The 17,823-nt window shown below is 65.6% G+C and carries 14 protein-coding genes; 5 read left to right on the top strand and 9 right to left on the bottom strand.

Features of this window, described 5'->3' with window-relative positions:
• Positions 1-23: 23 nt before the first annotated feature.
• On the top strand, positions 24-1,019 hold the full coding sequence (locus tag ACOQPE_RS09065; RefSeq protein ID WP_420608602.1) for a CobW family GTP-binding protein: 996 nt from the start codon (positions 24-26) through the stop codon (positions 1,017-1,019).
• Positions 1,020-1,125: 106 nt separating this feature from the next.
• Positions 1,126-2,439, top strand: a complete 1,314-nt coding sequence (locus ACOQPE_RS09060; RefSeq protein WP_420608601.1) for an amidohydrolase family protein — start codon at positions 1,126-1,128, stop codon at positions 2,437-2,439.
• Positions 2,440-2,490: 51 nt separating this feature from the next.
• Here ACOQPE_RS09060 and ACOQPE_RS09055 read toward each other — a convergent pair whose 3' ends face one another.
• Together ACOQPE_RS09055 and ACOQPE_RS09050 are read right to left on the bottom strand one after the other, a co-directional pair.
• Positions 2,491-3,432, bottom strand: a complete 942-nt coding sequence (locus tag ACOQPE_RS09055) for a hydroxyacid dehydrogenase (protein ID WP_420608600.1) — start codon at positions 3,430-3,432, stop codon at positions 2,491-2,493.
• 1 nt (position 3,433) lies between these two features.
• Positions 3,434-4,627 (bottom strand): pyridoxal phosphate-dependent aminotransferase, encoded by a 1,194-nt coding sequence (locus tag ACOQPE_RS09050; RefSeq protein ID WP_420608599.1) that lies wholly within the window; start codon positions 4,625-4,627, stop codon positions 3,434-3,436.
• A 137-nt stretch (positions 4,628-4,764) separates the two neighbouring features.
• Between ACOQPE_RS09050 and serC the strand changes: the two genes are divergently transcribed.
• Positions 4,765-5,913, top strand: a complete 1,149-nt coding sequence (gene serC / locus ACOQPE_RS09045; protein WP_420608598.1) for a phosphoserine transaminase — start codon at positions 4,765-4,767, stop codon at positions 5,911-5,913.
• 43 nt (positions 5,914-5,956) lie between these two features.
• Here the strand turns inward: serC and ACOQPE_RS09040 are convergent, their stop codons facing one another.
• The 5 genes from ACOQPE_RS09040 to ACOQPE_RS09020 form a co-directional block, all read right to left on the bottom strand.
• Positions 5,957-6,472, bottom strand: coding sequence for an RDD family protein (locus ACOQPE_RS09040; protein ID WP_420608597.1), 516 nt, complete (start codon positions 6,470-6,472; stop codon positions 5,957-5,959).
• Between the two features lie 118 nt (positions 6,473-6,590).
• Complete coding sequence (locus ACOQPE_RS09035; RefSeq protein WP_420608596.1) at positions 6,591-7,214, bottom strand: YqgE/AlgH family protein; 624 nt, start codon at positions 7,212-7,214, stop codon at positions 6,591-6,593.
• A 79-nt stretch (positions 7,215-7,293) separates the two neighbouring features.
• On the bottom strand, positions 7,294-8,331 hold the full coding sequence (gene ilvC / locus ACOQPE_RS09030) for a ketol-acid reductoisomerase (protein WP_420608595.1): 1,038 nt from the start codon (positions 8,329-8,331) through the stop codon (positions 7,294-7,296).
• 46 nt (positions 8,332-8,377) lie between these two features.
• Positions 8,378-8,947, bottom strand: coding sequence for an acetolactate synthase small subunit (gene ilvN / locus ACOQPE_RS09025; protein ID WP_420608594.1), 570 nt, complete (start codon positions 8,945-8,947; stop codon positions 8,378-8,380).
• Positions 8,948-8,972: 25 nt separating this feature from the next.
• Positions 8,973-10,727 carry an acetolactate synthase large subunit gene (locus ACOQPE_RS09020; RefSeq protein WP_420608593.1) on the bottom strand — a complete coding sequence of 585 codons (1,755 nt, stop codon included), beginning with the start codon at positions 10,725-10,727 and terminating at the stop codon, positions 8,973-8,975.
• Positions 10,728-10,948: 221 nt separating this feature from the next.
• On the opposite strand from ACOQPE_RS09020, the gene ACOQPE_RS09015 reads away from it, so the two are divergent.
• Together ACOQPE_RS09015 and ACOQPE_RS09010 are read left to right on the top strand one after the other, a co-directional pair.
• Positions 10,949-12,301 (top strand): PQQ-dependent sugar dehydrogenase, encoded by a 1,353-nt coding sequence (locus tag ACOQPE_RS09015; RefSeq protein WP_420608592.1) that lies wholly within the window; start codon positions 10,949-10,951, stop codon positions 12,299-12,301.
• Positions 12,302-12,335: 34 nt separating this feature from the next.
• Positions 12,336-13,646: an MATE family efflux transporter gene (locus ACOQPE_RS09010; protein ID WP_420608591.1), complete on the top strand. Its 1,311-nt coding sequence runs from the start codon at positions 12,336-12,338 to the stop codon at positions 13,644-13,646.
• An 8-nt stretch (positions 13,647-13,654) separates the two neighbouring features.
• Here the strand turns inward: ACOQPE_RS09010 and ACOQPE_RS09005 are convergent, their stop codons facing one another.
• Both ACOQPE_RS09005 and ACOQPE_RS09000 read right to left on the bottom strand, forming a co-directional pair.
• Positions 13,655-14,875, bottom strand: a complete 1,221-nt coding sequence (locus tag ACOQPE_RS09005) for an ATP-binding protein (RefSeq protein WP_420608590.1) — start codon at positions 14,873-14,875, stop codon at positions 13,655-13,657.
• A gap of 9 nt (positions 14,876-14,884) precedes the next feature.
• On the bottom strand, positions 14,885-17,602 hold the full coding sequence (locus ACOQPE_RS09000; RefSeq protein WP_420608589.1) for a TrlF family AAA-like ATPase: 2,718 nt from the start codon (positions 17,600-17,602) through the stop codon (positions 14,885-14,887).
• Positions 17,603-17,823 lie beyond the last annotated feature (221 nt).

The following is a 17,823-nucleotide window of genomic DNA, read 5'->3' as shown; positions in this document are numbered from 1 at the left end:
GGCAGGGGCAAGATGGGCGGGAGATGAACGCGCACACGATTGCGGTCACCGTTGTCGGCGGGTATCTCGGCGCTGGCAAGACGACGCTGGTGAACCATGTGCTGCGCTCGACCGACGAGCGCATCGCAGTGATCGTCAACGACTTCGGCGAGATCTCCATCGACGAAGACCTGATCGTGGCAGCCGACAGCGACAAGCTGACGTTGGCCAACGGCTGCATCTGCTGCACGCTCGCCGACGGATTCGCTGCCGCACTCATGCAGATCCGCTCAGCGGGCACGCTTCCAGATCGCCTGCTGATCGAGGCCAGCGGTGTGGCCGACCCAACCCAGATAGCGGCATATGGCTACACGCCTGGGCTGCGACTGGACGCCGTGGTGGTGATGGCAGATGCCGAGCAGGTTCGCCGCCAAGCCAACGACCGCTGGGTGGCTGACACCGTGCGGATGCAGCTCGCGGCTGCAGACCTGCTTGTGGTCAACAAGATCGACTTGCTCAACGATGCCGACAAGGCCGACGACCTGTGCGACTGGCTGGCAGGGCTCGCGGCCGGCGCCACCGTGGTGCGCGCGAGTCGAGCTGCCGTACCCATCGATGTGCTGCTCGGCCCCCGTTCGGCTAGTGACGCGCTCGACACCCGTGAGCGACCGGCGCCCGAGGGGGCCGCTGCTTCCAGATGGCACGTCGTGGAGGAGCTCTTCGAATCGCAGACCGTCGTGCTCGACGCACCAGTTCCCATGCCCCTCATCGAGGCGTTGCTCGCCGATCTGCCCGAAGGAGTCGCCCGGCTCAAGGGCTTGGTGCCAGCAGCGCCCGCCGCCGGCGCAAGCGACACGACCGCCAGAGAAGCCGCCGACGCAACCGCCTACCTGATCGAAGCCGTCGGCAAACGCACCTCGATGACCCCCTACGCCACGGACCCCACCCAGCCACCATCCCGCTGGGCCATCAGCCTCATATCCCACAAGGGCGCCCTCGCTCCCGACTGGCTTGAGTCGCGGCTGCACGAGCGCAGCTGAAGTCGGTGCCGCCGGGTGAGCGGCGGCGGTTGCATGCCAAACTCGTTGTGGCAACCTGCCAGCGCTGCCCGAAGCCGCTCCCGAGTTCCTATCCCGGAGTCCTCACATGGCGATCACCATTCCTGAACCTGATGTCAACAACGTGTGGCGACTGGAGACGCCGGGCAACGAGGGGTGGCTGCGCTCGGCCCGGCCCGATGCAGACGACAAGTTCTTCATGTGCTCCGCCGACGGTCATGTGCAGGAGCCGAGCACGTTTCTGTATGACCGCATCGACCCGGCGTACCACCACCGGCTGCCGACCATTGCCGTCACTAAGGCGATGGACGTGCACGGCAAGGGTGCCAAGGGTGAGGGCGGCGGTGCCGCTGGCGAAGCCAGCAAAGGCACAGAGGAGCAGTTCTTCCAGAAGGCTGAGGGCTTCCGCCCGGCCAAGCTCAACTGGACGAAGCCCTTCGAAGGCCACGAGAAGCTGCGCAACCAGTCTGGGCGCAGCCCCGCGGCCCGGCTGGCTGACCTGGCGCTGGACGGCTGCGACGCCGAGGTCCTGTTTCCGAACAAGGGCCTGAGCATCTGGGCCACGCCCGACGCCGACTTCAGCCACGCCATGTGCCGGGCCTACAACGAATGGGCCTGGGAGGAGTTCGCCGACTACAACGACCGGCTGGCCCCGATGGCCTGCATCGCTCCCGCAACACTCGACAAGGCCATCGCGGAGATCCAGCGTTGCGCAGCGCTCGGGTTCAAGGGCTTGAGCCTGCCGGCCAAGCCGGTGTTCGGCCCGCCCGACGTGGACGACCTCAACTACAACCTGCGCGAGATGGAGCCGCTGTGGGACTGCATCGACGATGTCGAGCTGCCGGTCACGTTCCACGTCTCGACTGGGCGTGACCCGCGCACCTCACGCAGCCAAGGCGGCGCCGTCATCAACTACGCCGTGCACTCGCTGGCGCCCACCATGGAGCCGCTGGTCAACATCTGCGCCTCGGGCGTTGCCGAGCGGCACCCGAAGCTGCAGTTCGGCTCGATCGAGGCCGGCATCGGCTGGGTGCCGTGGATGCTGACCGCGATGGACGAGGCGTACCTCAAGCACCACATGTGGGTACGGCCGAAGCTCGAGATGCTGCCCAGCGAGTACTTCAAGCGGCAGGGCTTCGCGAGCTTCCAGGAGGATCCCGCCGGCCTGGACCTGGCCCGAGAGCACGGCTTGGTCGACAACTTCCTGTGGGCGAACGATTTCCCGCACCACGAGGGCTCATGGCCCTATTCGGCCCAAGCCATCGAGCGCACGATGAGCCACCTCGACGACGGTGAGCGGGCCAAGATCCTGGGCCTCAACAGCGCCCGCATTTTCCGCTTCGACATCCCCGAGCGCTACCTTCACCATCCCGACGCAGCCGCAGTCGCGGCCCTGCGCTGAAGCTCACCCGTCCGCGATCGTGGGGACGTGGGAGAGGCGGCCGCTGGACTGCTAGGCGTTGACGGCGTAGGGCACGGGGTCACCGGCTAGGGCCAGGTTGACCTGTTCGGCGATCTGGGTGCCGGCGCGGTCTTGCGCCTCTGAGGTGCTGGCACCGAGGTGCGGGGTGGCCACAACATCGGGTCGGCCGAAGAGCGGCGACTCGGTCGCCGGTTCGGTCGCGTAGACGTCTACCGCCACGCCGCCGAGCCTGCCGGCGTCCAACGCAGCGGCCGCCGCCGCCTCGTCGAGAATGCCACCCCGCGCGGTGTTGACGATCAACGCGTGCGGCCGGCACTTGGCCAGGTTCTCGGCTCCCAGCAGCCCGGCCGTCTCCGGCGTGGCGGGCATGTGCAGCGTGATGATGTCCGAACGCCCCAGCAGTTCGGGGAGCTCCACCATCTCGACATCGGCGGCTCGGCCTGATTCCGCGCTCACATAGGGGTCGTAGGAGATGAGCTCCACATCGAACGGGGCGATCCGCTGGGCGACGAGGCGGCCGACTCGGCCGAGGCCCAGGATTCCAATCGTTTTGCGGTAGATCTCCATGCCGCCCCAGCGGCTGCGCTCCCAGCGGCCGTCCGCGAGTGCTTGGTGTGCTTGAGGCACATGGCGAGCCAGCGCCAGCATGAGCGCCACGGTCATCTCTGCCGCAGACACCACGTTGCTGGACGGCGCGTTGCACACGAGCACGCCGCGCTCGGTTGCAGCGGCCACATCGACGTTGTCGAGCCCTACGCCGGCACGCCCCACGACGACGAGCGAATCGCCGGCTGCCAGGAGATCAGCATCGACCTGAGTCGCCGAGCGGATGACCAGTGCCTGTGCCCCGGCGACGGCGTCGCGCAGCTCGTCGGCGCTGAGCCCCGAACGGATGTCGACGTCGTGGCCGGCAGCGCGCAGCAGGTCGAGACCGGCATCGGCCAACGTCTCGGCGACCAGGACCCGTGCCATGTCACCCGACCAGGTCTGCGATGCGGCTGATGCCTTCGGCCAGGTCGTCGAGCCCGAGAGCGAACGAGAAGCGCGCGTAGCCGGGGGCGCCGAAGGCCTCGCCGGGCACGAAGGCCACCTTCGCGTGCTCGAGCACGGCCGCCGCCAATTCGAGCGTGGTCGTGACTTCTGTGCCGCCGTAACGGCGCCCCAGCAGCCCTTCCATGTTGGGGAATGCGTAGAACGCGCCTTCGGGCTCGGGACAGTCCACGCCCTCGATCGAGTTGAGCATCTCGGTGATGCGTTGGCGCCGCACGTCGAACGCCGAGCGCATCATCGCGACCGCCTCGAGGTCGCCCGACACGGCAGCGAGAGCGGCGGCTTGAGCCACGTTGCAGACGTTGGACGTGGCATGGCTCTGCAGGTTGGTGGCGGCAGCGATCACGTCTGACGGCCCGGCCATCCACCCGACCCGCCAGCCCGTCATGGCGTAGGTCTTGGCTACGCCGTTGAGCACGACACAGCGGTCGGCGATCTCGGGCACCAGCACGGGAAGCGAGTGGTGCTCGGCGTCGCCGTAGGTCAGGTGCTCGTAGATCTCGTCGGTGATCACCCACAGTCCGTGCTCGACGGCCCACTGGCCGATCGCCACGATCTCGTCGTGCGGGTAGATGGCTCCGGTCGGGTTCGACGGCGAGACGAACAGCAAGGCCTTGGTGCGGTCGGTTCGCGCCGCTTCGAGCTGTTCGACACTGACCCTGAAGCCCGACTCGATGCCGGCGAACACCTCCACCGGGACGCCTCCGAAGACGCGGATCGCTTCGGGATACGTCGTCCAGTAGGGCGCAGGCAGCAGCACTTCGTCGCCTGGGTCCACCAGCGCAGCCATGGTGTTGTAGACGGCTTGCTTGCCACCATTGGTGACCAGGAACTGGCTGGCATCCCAGTCGAGACCGCTGTCTCGCTTGGTCTTGGCTGCCAGAGCGGCTTTCAGCGCGGGTTGCCCCCCGGCGGGCGAATAGCGGTGATTGGCAGAGTCGCGGCAAGCGGCGACCGCTGCGTCCACGATGTGGGGAGGGGTCGGGAAGTCGGGCTCGCCGGCGCCGAAGCCGATCACGTTCTCCCCCGCCGCCCGCAGCGCCTTGGCCTTGGCATCCACCGCCAGGGTTGCCGACGGCGCGATGCCCGCCAGCGCTGTGGAAACTCGATTGCTCATTGGGCGTCTCCCGTCTGCTCGACGCGCTGCCGCGAACGCCCGACAGTCTCGCCGCCAAGTCACGTTGCGCCACCATCGGCAACTTGTTGCGAAAATGTGGTTGTCGGCAGCACGGCCGGGCGCAATAGTGGCAGCCAATGGCTGGCACTCCCCCATCGATTTCGATTCCCGCAGAACTGCGGCCTGCCGACGGGCGTTTTGGCTCCGGCCCGTCCAAGGTTCGACCCGAGGCCGTCAAGGCGCTCGAGGCTCGTGCACTCGACTACATGGGCACGTCGCATCGTCGCACTGGAGTGCGATCAGTGGTGGGTCGGCTGCGCGCAGCCATGACCGAGCTGTTCGGACTCAGCGACGGCTGGGAGGTGGTGCTGGGCAACGGCGGCAGCACCGGCTTCTGGGACGCAGCGGCTTTCTCTCTGATCGAGCGGCGCACCCAGCACCTGACCTTCGGCGAGTTCTCAGAGAAGTTCTCGGCAGTCACTGCTGCCGCCCCGCACCTAGACGACCCGGTGGTCATCACAGCGCCGTACGGCAGCCACCCCGTGCCCGCGGCGGCGGATCCCGCTGAGGTCGACGTGTATGCGCTGACGCACAACGAAACGTCGACCGGCGTGGCGATGCCGCTGACGCAGCCGCAACTGGACCCGTGCCGGCAAGGCGTGCCGCCGGCACTGGTCATGGTCGACGCCACCTCGGCGGCCGGAGCGATGACATGGGATCCCCGCGATGTCGACTGCTACTATTTCGCTCCACAGAAGGCGTTCGCGGCCGATGGCGGGCTATTCATCGCACTGTGCTCGCCGGCAGCCATTGAGCGGATCGAGCGGATCGATGCTTCGGGTCGCTACAAGCCCGCCACGCTCGATTTGGCAATCGCCGCCCGCAATTCTCGCCAGGATCAGACCTACAACACCCCGGCGCTTGCCACGATCCTGCTGACGCTCGAGACCGCAGAGTGGATGCTCGACGGCGGCGGGCTCGGCTGGGCTGCGTCCCGCTCGGCCGCATCCAGCGGTGCCGTGTACGGCTGGGCGGCAGAACGCGACTTCGCTGCGCCGTTCGTCGCGGACGAGGCCATGCGCTCTCCCGTCGTGTGCACCATCGACTTCGAGGGCGCCAGCGCTGACGACATTGCGGCCGCACTGCGCGCCAACGACATCATCGATACCGAGGGCTACCGCAAGCTGGGCCGCAACCAGCTCCGCATCGCTGCATTCCCTGCGATCGATCCGGCCGATGCCGAGGCGCTGACCGCATGCATCGACTACATCGTGGAGCGGCTCTAGCTCCGCAACAACCAACCCAGCCGAAAGCCCGTAGAGCCGCTGCTCAGTTACGAGTGACGAGGGTGCCTGCGGCCTTGTCGTGCCAGCCTTGGTAGACGCGATCCCACGTGGCACTGACGTAGCAGAGGATCGACAGGAGCCAGCCCACCAAGGGAATGAGCGCGAGCAGTCCGGGAATGGCCCATCGACCGAATGCCTTGCCCCAGCCGGGCAGGCCGCCATGTGCAGCGTGGATCACCCTGATGCCGACTATCCGCTTGCCCAAGGTCCGGCCCCACAGCGCGATCTGCACCACCTCGTAGCCGATACCGACGACGAGGCCGAGAAGGATGCCCGTCACATCGAAGCCCGAGAAGTCAGCCGCGTCACCGGAGCTCGACGCTGAGGCGAACACCAGGATCAGGACGAAAAAAACCACCCCCACGATGATCGCGTCGAGCACACGAGCGCCGAATCGCGCGCCGATTCGGGCCAACTCGACGGTCTCGCCGGATCCGAGTTCCGCCCAGCCAGTCCGTCGGTTTCCATCGTGGGATGGGGGCTCGCCGTAATCGCTCATCAATGGCCTCCGCCGTCGTGGATGCAGTCGACAGATTCGAGCGCGAACCTAGCGCGCTGCTGCACGGAGTCCGCAGCGCACTGCGGTCAGTACTCGCCACACAAAGCGTGCCGGCGCGCTAATTCTGCGCGGGGTCGTCGGGATAGTGGGCCAGCAGCCGGGCGGGCGGCGACTGGCGCGCCAGCACGTCGTACCAGAGCGTGGTGGCATCGGCAGTCAGGTCGCCAGGCATCGAGTCGAACACCCACCAGCAGCCCGACTGCAGCTCGCCTCGCAACTGGCCGGGCCCCCACCCCGCGTGCCCGCCATAAATCCGGACGGCAACGACTGCGGAGTCCAGTTCGGCCGGATCGGCGGTGAGGTCGACCAGCCCGACCGTCCCGTTGACGGTGCGCCACACGCCGCCGGCCTCGGACGACTCGGCGCCCGAGCCTCGGGTCGGCAGTGATTCGCCGGCCGCGGGATCCATCGTTGCACCGAGCGCCAGCAGACCCTGCGGCTCCACCGGCCCGCCGAGCCCGACGGCCGCCTCCTCGGCGAAATGTGATGCCCAGCGCGGAACCGCGGCGACGCACGAGATATCCGACACGCGGTTGATGACCACGCCCAACGTTCCCGCTTCCTGGTGCTCGATCACGAACACGACCGTGCGATCGAAGTTGGGATCCACCAGACGCGGCGTCGCCACGAGCAGGTCACCCGCAGCGGGCACCCGCACCGGCGTTACGACAACGTCGACCACGCCCCGATTCTGCCACTGCGCTGCTGCGTCTCAGGTGCCCCGAACTGGGCGCGCCGTCGAGCGCGAGATGCTCAGAGGCTCAGGAGACAGCGCCGCCCGAGGCCGCGGTGACATCCTGGCGGCCCGCGGTGATCCACGGCATCATCGCCCGCAACTCCGCACCAACCTGCTCGATGGGGTGCTGCTTGCCTTCCTCGACCATCCGGCGGTAGTTGGGCAGCCCGTTGCGGTTCTCGTCGATCCACTCCCGGGCGAAGCTGCCGTCCTGGATCTCCGCCAAGATGCGCTTCATCTCCGCTCGTGTCTCGTCGGTGATGATGCGCGCGCCACGGGTCATGTCGCCGTACTCGGCTGTTGTCGAGATGGAGTAGCGCATGCCCGAGATGCCGGCCTCGTAGATGAAGTCGACGATCAACTTCACCTCGTGCAGCGTCTCGAAGTAGGCCGACTCGGGCTGGTAGCCCGCCTCCACCAGCGTCTCGTAACCGGCCCGGATCAGCTCGGTGAGGCCGCCGCAGAGCACCACCTGCTCGCCGAACAGGTCGGTCTCGGTTTCCTCGGCAAACGTGGTGGTGAGCACGCCACCCCGTGTGCCGCCGATGCCCTTTGCATAGGCCAGCGCGTCGGCCAGCGCACGTCCGCTGGCGTCCTGGTGAATCGCCACGAGCGCCGGAACGCCGCCGCCCTCGACGTAGGTGCGCCGCACGTTGTGGCCCGGTCCCTTGGGGGCGATCATCCACACGTCCACGTCGGCAGGCGGGCTGATCTGGCCGAAGTGGATGTTGAATCCATGCGAGAAGGCAACGGCATTGCCCGGTTGCAGATTCGGCGCGATCGAATCCTCGTAGATGCCGGCCTGGTCGGTATCTGGCAGCGCCATCATGATGATGTCGGCCTCGGCGGCGGCGCCTGCGACATCGGCGACGCGCAGGCCCTCGGCCTCGGCCTTGGCACGAGACGACGAGCCTTCCCGCAGCCCCACCACGACGTCCACACCGCTGTCGCGCAAGTTCAGGGCGTGAGCGTGACCCTGCGAGCCATAGCCCATGACCGCCACAGTGCGGCCAGCGAGCTGGCTGAGGTCTGCGTCTTCTTCGTAATAGATGGTCGCGGGCATCCTGGTAGTTCCTCTCGGAGTCAGCGTTGGCGGGAGTCTGCCAGTCTCAGGCGGTCATGCCGACGGCGGGCTCATCGGCATCGAGCGCACGCAGCGCGATGCGGCCGGTGCGCTGCAGCACGTGCAGGCCGAACGGACGCAGCTGACGCTCGCATCGATCGAGCCGGTCTGGATGGGCGCTCACGCTCACAATGGCCTCGCCATCGGCGTGATCGAGCACTTCCCCGCCGTATTCGGAGATCACATCGACGACCGCCTCGAGATCGACGGCACCCACGCGGGCCAGCATCAGCTCCCGTTCGAGCGAATCGGACGGGTGCAGCTCGCTGATGTTGATGACGTTGACGAGCTTGTCGAGCTGCTTGGCGATCTGGTTGACATCGGTGTTGTGGACATCGACCACGATCGTGATGCGGCTGTAGGACGGATCAGCCGTCGGGGCCACTGCCAGCGAGAAAATGTTGAAGCCACGCCGGCTGAACAGCCCGGCGATCCGCGCAAGAACGCCGAACTTGTTCTCCACGATGGCCGCAAAGATGTGCAGGTCGGGTTCCTGCGGCAGGCTCACCACCGCCGACTCCTCAGGGGACAGGTTCGTGCCCTGCGGGCCGCTCACGACGGCCTGCCACATTGCGCGCCGCTCACGACGGTGCGCTGCCCTTCAAGGCCGCGTCGGCGTCGCCCTCGGGACCGAGGATGATGTCGTCGTTGGAACCTCCGGCCGGCACCATCGGATACACCTTCTCCTCGGTGTCGACGCGGAAGTCGATCACCACCGGACGGTCGTTGACAGCGTTCGCCTTGGTGATGGCAGGAACGACTTCCTCCGCTGATTCCACCCGGATGCCGACGCAGCCCATCGCCTCGGCCCAGCCGACGTAATCGGGGTGGTCGGCGCTGAGATACACCTCGCTGTAGCGCTCGGCGTAAAAGAGCTCCTGCCACTGGCGAACCATGCCCAAGTAAGCGTTGTTGAGGATGCCCACCTTCACGGGGATGTTCTCTGCACTGGCGGAGATCAACTCCTGTGCGGTCATCTGGAAACAGCCGTCACCATCGATTGCCCACACCGTTCGATCCGGTCGGCCCACCTTGGCCCCGATGGCCGCAGGCACGGCGAATCCCATGGTCCCCAGACCGCCTGAGTTCACCCAGGTGTAGGGGTGGTCGAACTGCCAGAACTGGCTGGCCCACATCTGGTGCTGGCCCACGCCCGCCACGACGATCGTGTCGTCGGGCGTGTGATCACGCAGCTGCTCCACCACGAACTGCGGCTTGAGCGGGTGGCCGCTCGACGGTTGGTCATAGCTCAGGGGGTACTGCTCCTGCCAGCCTGAGACTGTCGACTTCCACACAGATCGATCCGCCATCGCATCGGTGACGGCGCTGCCGTCGCCGGGGCGCAGCACTTCGATCAGCGCTTCGATCGCCACCTTGGCATCTCCGGCGATCGGCACATCAGGCACCCGCACCTTGCCGTGCTCGGCCGGGTCGATATCGACGTGAATGACCTTGGCACCCGGGGCGAAATGCGCGGGGTTGCCTGTGACCCGGTCATCGAAGCGCGCTCCGAGGTTGATCAGCAGGTCGGCCTGCTGCATCGCCGTCACTGCGGTGTAGTTGCCATGCATGCCCGGCATCCCGAGGCAGAGCGGGTGGCGGTCGGGGAACACGCCGCGCGCCATCAAGGTGGTCACCACGTGGATCTCGCACATCTCGGCGAGCTCCCGCAGCGCTTCCGCTGCTCGGGCCTTCAGCAGTCCCCCGCCGGCGTAGATGACCGGACGCTCCGCCGTGCGGATGAGCCGGGCAGCTTCGGCAATGGCGGCCGGGTCGATCTCGCGGCGGGGCCGGTAGCCGGGCAGGTCGACGCCGTCTGGCCAGTACCAGTCCATCGTCGCGTTGCTGACGTCCTTGGGCAGGTCGATCAGCACCGGGCCCGGACGCCCGGTCGTGGCGATGTGAAATGCCTCGGCCACGATGCGCGGGATGTCGGCCGGGTCGGTCACGAGGTAGTTGTGCTTGGTCACCGCCATGGTGATGCCGGTGGTGTCGCACTCCTGGAAGGCGTCGGAGCCGATGGCCGACATGGCGACCTGGCCGGTCACGACAACCATCGGGATCGAGTCCATGAAGGCGTCGCACAGCGGTGTCACGATGTTCGTGGCTGCAGGCCCGCTCGTGACCATCGCCACGCCCGGCTTGCCCGTGACGTGCGCGTAGCCCTGCGCCATATGGCCGGCGCCTTGTTCATGGCGCACGAGGACGTGGCGGATCGGTGAGTCGAGCACGGGGTCGTAGACCGGGAGGATTGCCCCGCCGGGCAGGCCGAACATGACTTCGACGCCACTCATCTCCAGGCTTCGCATCAGTGCCTGAGCGCCTGTGAGCTCCATGAAGATTCTCCTGAAACAAAAAAGCCCCCCGAGCGGGAGGCAGGGCGAGCGCGGACGAAACGGCTCGCCTAGATGAGTACCCCTCCTGTCGCGCCGCGCCTCGCAGGCTCGGCCGGGCAGCCGGTTCGGCGTGCTGACGCGCTCACCGGCACATTCTGTCGTGCCGTTCCGGCGGCCACAACCTCAGAGGCGGCGCCGGTGGGCGGGCGTACATTGGCCGGGTGCGGGGTGGACGGCTGTTCAGCATTGCCACCTGCGCTGCGGCCATCGCTGCCGGGGCGCTGGCAGTGGGGTGTTCTGACATCGGGATCGACGAGGGCGCCAGCCCCGCCATCGGCAGTCCAGACGGCGCGGGCAGCGCTGCGACAAGCGAGCCTGCGACCACCTTGCCGCTGACGCAGACGCCCGAGTACATCGCATCAAACACACCCTGTCCGCAGGGGCTGACCGAATTGAGCGCAACACCGCTGAGAGAGGCGGCACCCGGGCGTTCCGTGACGCTGGTGCCGTATATCGATCTGGCTGAGGCGACGGTGATGGTCTTCGACAGCGCCGGTGCAGCAGGCGGCGGTTTCGTGGGCGATCGCAGGGGACGCATCTGGCGATTTGCACCCAACTTCGCAGCGCAAGCCGGCCGCGACTTCGGTGCGGTCATCAGCGCGGAACCCGTTGCCGATTTCTCCTCGAACACGGCGGCCGAGCACGACCAAGGCTTGGTGGGCATGACGCTGGGCCCCGACGGGCGGCTGTGGATCAACCGCACCGACCGCCACGGGTCGAGCGTGCTCACCGTGCTCACGCCGAGCGCGGATCGAACGACGCTGGAGAACCTGTACGCCGATGTGCTGGAGGTGAAGCAGACCAATGCACAGCACAACGGCGGTGACCTGCTGTTCGATCCGGATGGGCTGCTCTACGTGTCGTTCGGTGACGGCGGCGGCCTCGGCGATCCGCGCCATCACGGTCAGAATCTCGCCACCCCGCTCGGGGCTGTGCTGCGATTCGCCGTCGAAGGAGGCAACAGCGCCGATCCAGGCGACTGGCGCTTGATACCGGCGCCCGGCAACCCCGACCTCGGACCCGGCAGCGATCCGCACATCTGGGCCTACGGGGCGCGCAACCCGTTCCGCATGTCGCTCGACGAGGCGACCAGCACTCTGTGGATCTCCGATGTCGGACAGCAGTGCATGGAAGAAGTCACGATGCTCGGCCTCGATGAGGGCGGCGCCAACCTGGGCTGGAATGCCTACGAAGGCAGCCGGCGATTCGTGGGCGACGAGCTCGCCAACCACCGGCCGCCCGATCTGGAGTACCGGCATGGGCGGGGTCTGTGCGCCGTCATCGGGGGCCACGTCTACCGGGGCGGCCAACTCGACTGGTTGGCCGGCCGCTATGTCTTCGCCGATCTGTGCGGCGGCGACATCTACGCAGCGGAGGTGGCGCCCGACACGCAGCCCGACGACGTCTGGCACCTAGGCGTGAGCACGCCCCGACCGGTCGGGTTCGCGGTCGACGCAGCGGGCGAGCTCTACGTGATCGACATGGAAATCGGCGTGTGGCGCCTGACCGGATGACGCACGCAGCACCTGCCGGATCCGGGACGTAGCCGTGTTTCGACGCACGGTCTACGACCGTGAGATCCTGCTGCTCGCGGTGCCGGCGTTCGGGGCGCTGATCGCCGAGCCGCTGTATGTGCTCACCGACAGGGCGATCGTCGGGAGGCTCGGCACGCCCGAACTCGCCGGGCTTGCGATCGCCTCCGCCATCCTGCTCAGTGCTCACGCAATTCTGATCTTCCTCGCCTACGGCACAACCGGCCTCGTCGGCCGGCTGGTGGGCGCCGGATCGCTGCGTCGAGCAGCCGAACAGGGCATCGCCGGCATGTGGCTGTCGATCGGGTTGGGCGTGGTGTTCAGCCTGGGCATGTGGGCCGGCTCGGGCTATCTCGTCGGCGTGTTCGACCCGACCCCCGAAGTCGCTGATCACGCGCTTACGTACCTGAGGATCAGCCTCATCGGCTTTACCGCGTTGCTGGCGGGCATGGCGGCCACGGGCTACCTGCGGGGCACCCAGGACACGGTCACACCCCTCGTGATCGCGGTGGCTTCAGCGGCAGGGAACCTGGGAATCGAGCTCGTTCTGGTATTCGAGCTCGACATGGGCATCGCCGGCGCGGCATGGTCGACGGTCATCGCGCAGTGGGGTGCCGCACTGGCCTTCGCTGTCGCTGTCCATCGTCACGTTCGGGCGGTCGGCGCGAGGCTGCGGCTCGTTGGGGCCGCGGCGTGGCGTTACGCCCGTGTCGGCGCCCAGATGTTCGTGCGCACGGCGTCGCTGCGGGGCGCGTTCGTGCTGGCTGCAGTGTTCGCTTCCCGTATCGGCACCACCGAGGTGGCATCGCACGAAGTCGGCGTACAGATCTGGTCGTTCTTCTCGCTCGCCCTCGACGCAGTGGCGATCGCGGGTCAGGCCATGGTGGCCAAGGAACTCGGTGCCAGCCGCCCCGACGTGGCTCGCGCGGCCAGCGTCCGCATGATCGGCATGAGCATCCAGCTCAGCGCTGTGTTCGGGCTGTTTCTCGTGCTGCTGCGCGGACCGCTGGCGTCGATCTTCAGCAACGACCCTGCTGTCGTCGCGCTCAGCGGCTTCATCCTGCTGTTCGTGGCCGTCGCGCAGCCCGTCAATGCCGCAGCTTTCGCCTTCGACGGCATCTTCATCGGCGCGGGCGACTTGGGCTTCCTGGCACGGGCGATGGCCGGTGCCGCGGCGGGCTTCGCGATCGTCGGCGGCGCGGTGCGCATCCTGGATCTGGGCATCGGCTGGCTGTGGGTGGCGCTCACCCTGTTCATGTTCTTCCGAGCAGCGCCGCAGTGGATCCGCTTCCGGGGCGACGCCTGGTTGCGTACCGGCGAGGACTGAGCGCCCCGCTACTTCCAGAGACACACCGTGAATCGGTGCTCTTCTTCAATCAGATCCGGCTCGGAGCCGTTGTGCGATGCCATGACGGGCATGACCTTGTTACGTATCCCCATGCCGCGGGCATCGACGTAGCGGTAGTCGCGCATGAAATTCACGAGAACTTGATTGCGCGCGTAGCGTGCGCCCGCCCGCATGCCACTGACAGTCACCGTGTTCGGAAGTCGGCCAGGGCTCTGAACTTCGAGACGGTCGGAAAAAATGCTCAACATAATGTCCGTGCCCAAGATGCTGTAGTCGCGGTGAACCACGGAATTCACGAGAACCTCACGAAGCGCTGACTCCGGGTAATCCCACCGCTGGACACTCTGGGCACCCTGCAATGCTGCCGAGACCCCAGTGTTTCGTCGCACAAAGTCCCATGCCCGGTCGACGACGCCTGTCTCCAACAGCGTTCCTTCCTCACTCCGCAGAGGAACTAGCGAACCGGTGATCTTCTCATCTGCTCGAACTGCATAGTCAGGTGCGGGTCCGTCGTAGCACACAGCCCGAATTCCGGATTGAGGAAGAAACCGGCCGACACGTAGCCCAAAAAGCAGCATGCCGTCCACCGTCGCGAGGGTCTGCCCATGTGACTTAGTGGCCAACTCAAGGTTGCAGAGCAGTTGGGCCCACGGCTCTGAGCCAGGCACAGGATGGTCACTGTCAGACAGAACACGTGCGAAGTAGTCCTGCAGCCTCCGTGTGTCGAGATCTTCGAGCGAGGTTCCTGGCACCGGCTTCAGGCCATACCGCAGACCACCGGACTGCTGGTACAACCGCTGTTCTTCTTCTCGCGTCGCATCGCGCGTTGTCGTGCCGACACGAACCTTGGTAACCCAGTGCGAGCCTTGTTTGGCCTTGTATGGCTTGTCGGGCGCGTTGGCAGGCACAGTCACGATGCCGACCGCGAGGCCGTCCTGGGGCTCGACAACCTCCCACGTTGGAATGACCGAGGGTTGAAGGTGATCGCTTGCGACCTGCATGACCCACTCTTCTGCCTTCACAGTCGCTCGAGACAGTCCCGAGATCGATCTGTCATCCTCAATCCCAAGGAGCACATGTCCACCATCGAGATTCAGGAGCCCCGCAAGCCTCGAGGCCATTCGCTCAGGCGGAATATCGTCCCGTTTGAATTCGACGCGTGAGTTCTCGCCGCCTGCAATCAGCTGTAGCAAGTCCGTCCGGTTCATCGTCCACGCTCAAAAGCCGTACTTGCGGCGACGGCGCTCGAAGGCGTCCTTGCCCCCCTCGAGGATCTCCTCAACCAGCGTCCGAACTGGTGAGGAGTCAATGGATCCCATGTGCTCGGGGTCGATGAACGCATGACCAACATCTTCCACATCGTCGGCCTCGCCAGTTGCATCGAGGCCCAAAATGAGTTCTGCGTCGCCGAGCACCGGGATATTCGCGTTGTGAGTGGAGAAGACGAATTGGCGCCGCCGCTTGCTCTCTCGCATTTTCTCGACGATCACCTCGCTGATGAAGCGGTTATCGAGGTCATCCTCGGGCTGATCGACAATTAGCGGAGCATCGGAATCCAGCAGCAACAACAACAGGACTGCGGTGGCCTTCTGGCCCTTCGACAGCTGGTCAAGCGATTGCCAGACCTCGTCGCGCTGATCACCGGATGTATTCAGAAAGAGATCCGTCGTCGGCGGTAGCTCTAGTTCCTCAATCTTCATGAAGGTGCTCTCGCCAGCACGAGCCAAATTCTCGGCTTGCGTTCTCGTGAGGCCGTAGTGCGTGACCAATTCGGCAGCGCCATTTCGGCATCGTGCAACGAAATCTGGCAACGACAACTGATCCATCGACTCAAGCTGCCTGATCGCCTCCGTCAATCGGCCACCGACCTCATCCCTGAGCAAGTCCGCTAGAGGATCTCGGTCGCCCGCCGCCCTGACCTCTACCTTGACAAAGCCGCGCAGCTTCTTGTTCACGCGCTTTGCGGCGCGGGACAGGTCACGGAACTGGCTGGCCTTAACGCCTTCCCAATCGTCGAGCAGATTGCGCCGACGCTGACGCGCTTCAGCGTGCAGCTTCGATAGGGCGACCTGCCGATCCTCGAGTGGCCGAAGGCCTTCGATGTTGCCGCGCAACCGGATGAACTCTTCGCCGTCGATCGCGGACTTTTGCAGGTCACGCAATATCGCCTGATACTCCGCATCTATCACGGACTTGTGTTCCATCCATCTCGACGAGATCGCTTCGATGCGGTCGTCGGCTGTCTTCAAGGCACTTTCAATTCGGCGGGTCGCATCCTCAAGAGCGTTGCTCAACTCCTGCAACACCTCGTTGGCACCATCGAGAATCGAGCCGCCGGGCAGATCAGCCAACGCCTTCTTAGAGAGAAAGGCGCGGTCCAGCGGAAGCTCTTGACGCAGTGTCGCTACCGAATCGCGCAGCGGCTGCAAACGCTCAGGTATTGACTCAACTATCTGTGACTCTCGAACCAGCAGACTCTGGTCGCGAAGGCGTTCTTCGAGACCGGCCTCTTGAAAGCGCTCCAGCGTTTCTTGGAGCTGAGGGAGTGCCGCGAGGCGTTCTTGGATGTCTTCGATCTCGGCCTGCGTGTCGAGCAGGGATTTGCGAGAGGACTGAAGCTCGCGCAGAATGCTCGTCTTGTGTGCGTCCGCATCAGCATCGGTGCGCACGAAGCGGTGAAGAAGGCGCGTCAGCTTGGGCCGGCTCCGGGTGAGCTCGGATATCTCGTGCTGCCCATAAACCTCGGCACGGGGCAAGACGTCTGCGGGGAGCAGGTTCGATATCTCCCCGAGCTCATTCCGGACGATGGCAGGATTGGGCACTGTGCGTTCAATGCGGTAACTGCGCTCAGCAGGGTGCAACGAGCGCACCACGAGAGTGACCTTGGTACCGCTCCGGAGAACCTGGCGCACAATGTCTCGATGCGCATTGCGCGCCTCGTCGCCCACTGGCTCCAGATCCAGCACGTAGCGGATACTCTCGATCACTGTGGACTTGCCGGTGCCCCGTCCGCCGATGAGGACATTGAGATTCGGATTGAAGTGGATGGCACCGCCATCTAGGAACCCGCCTCCCTCCCAAGTGATGGCCACCAACTCCGAATGCTCTTCTGGTTGCTCATCCGTGTTTAGGCGTATCCGCGAGTCTGGGTCCAGAAAGGCCTGGCGAAGACCCTCGACCCCTGGCCGACCGGAGAACTTGATCAGGGTCGTAGCGCCCGGGTCGTTCAGGTCCTCGATGCGGGCGACATCCTTCGCGTTGACCACGGCGATCGCTTGCTGCTTGCCAGCCATGTAGGCCCGCTGGTACTCCGGCGCATGGTTTCGAACGATCGCGCGTGGCCCCTCTTGGAGTTCGTCAATGGATGATGGAATCTGTATCGCCAGCAGATGCTCGTTTCTCCACGCCAATGCTCGGGCGTTCTTTTGGAGGGCTTGAAAGAGACCCTTCGAGCCGATGGCATGCGCCGCCACAGCGATTCCGCCCTGACTGGGCACTGTGGCGAGGATTGTCGAAAAGTCCTTGCTGCACGGTTCGCTCGAAGGTTCCGTTTCGCGTATGCCGAACTCACCCAAGAAGCGTTCAAGTTGAGCAGTGTCCGTGTCTGCGTCATAGATGCAAAGGACGTGGATGCCGTCTGTCGACTCGATCTCGAATCCGGGGAGCACCGTCAGGTCGGATTCAATGGCAGCTGCTTGGAATGCGGCTATATCCCGGACACTGTTGTGATCCGTGATTGCAATCGCGCCAATCTCAAGCTCGAGTGCACTGGCGATGAGCTTCGATGCATAGCTCGCGGAGTCACCGTCGCTGGGGGCGCTGCGGTAGCTCGCGCCGTAGTGGTGCGGGTTTACCTGTAGCGCGCAGCGAATGAACTCAGCACCACTCGGCAGCTCGCCCGCATCGGCAATTTCGTCGGTAGCGATGTCGGCCATCTGTGTCCTCAGATCACTGAGACTCCGCTGGCGGAGACTGCGCGCGAGGATACGACCGCCGTGGGCAACCCGACGGCCCACCGCTCGCGCAGTAGGACCAGAGCGGGCAGGTGTGTTGGTGCGTTGCACTGCCAGCGATTGCGGTGGTCGATGAGGCGTGCGGTGGCCAGATTTGCGGCGGCCCAGCGGATGGCTGTGATCAGACAACGGCACCAATGGCT

Origin of the sequence: Candidatus Poriferisodalis sp. (genome assembly GCF_965219595.1) — a bacterium.
Classification (GTDB): Bacteria; Actinomycetota; Acidimicrobiia; order Acidimicrobiales; family Poriferisodalaceae; genus Poriferisodalis.
Note: the sequence above shows the minus strand (reverse complement) of the source record. Positions and strands in the feature narration are given on the sequence as shown.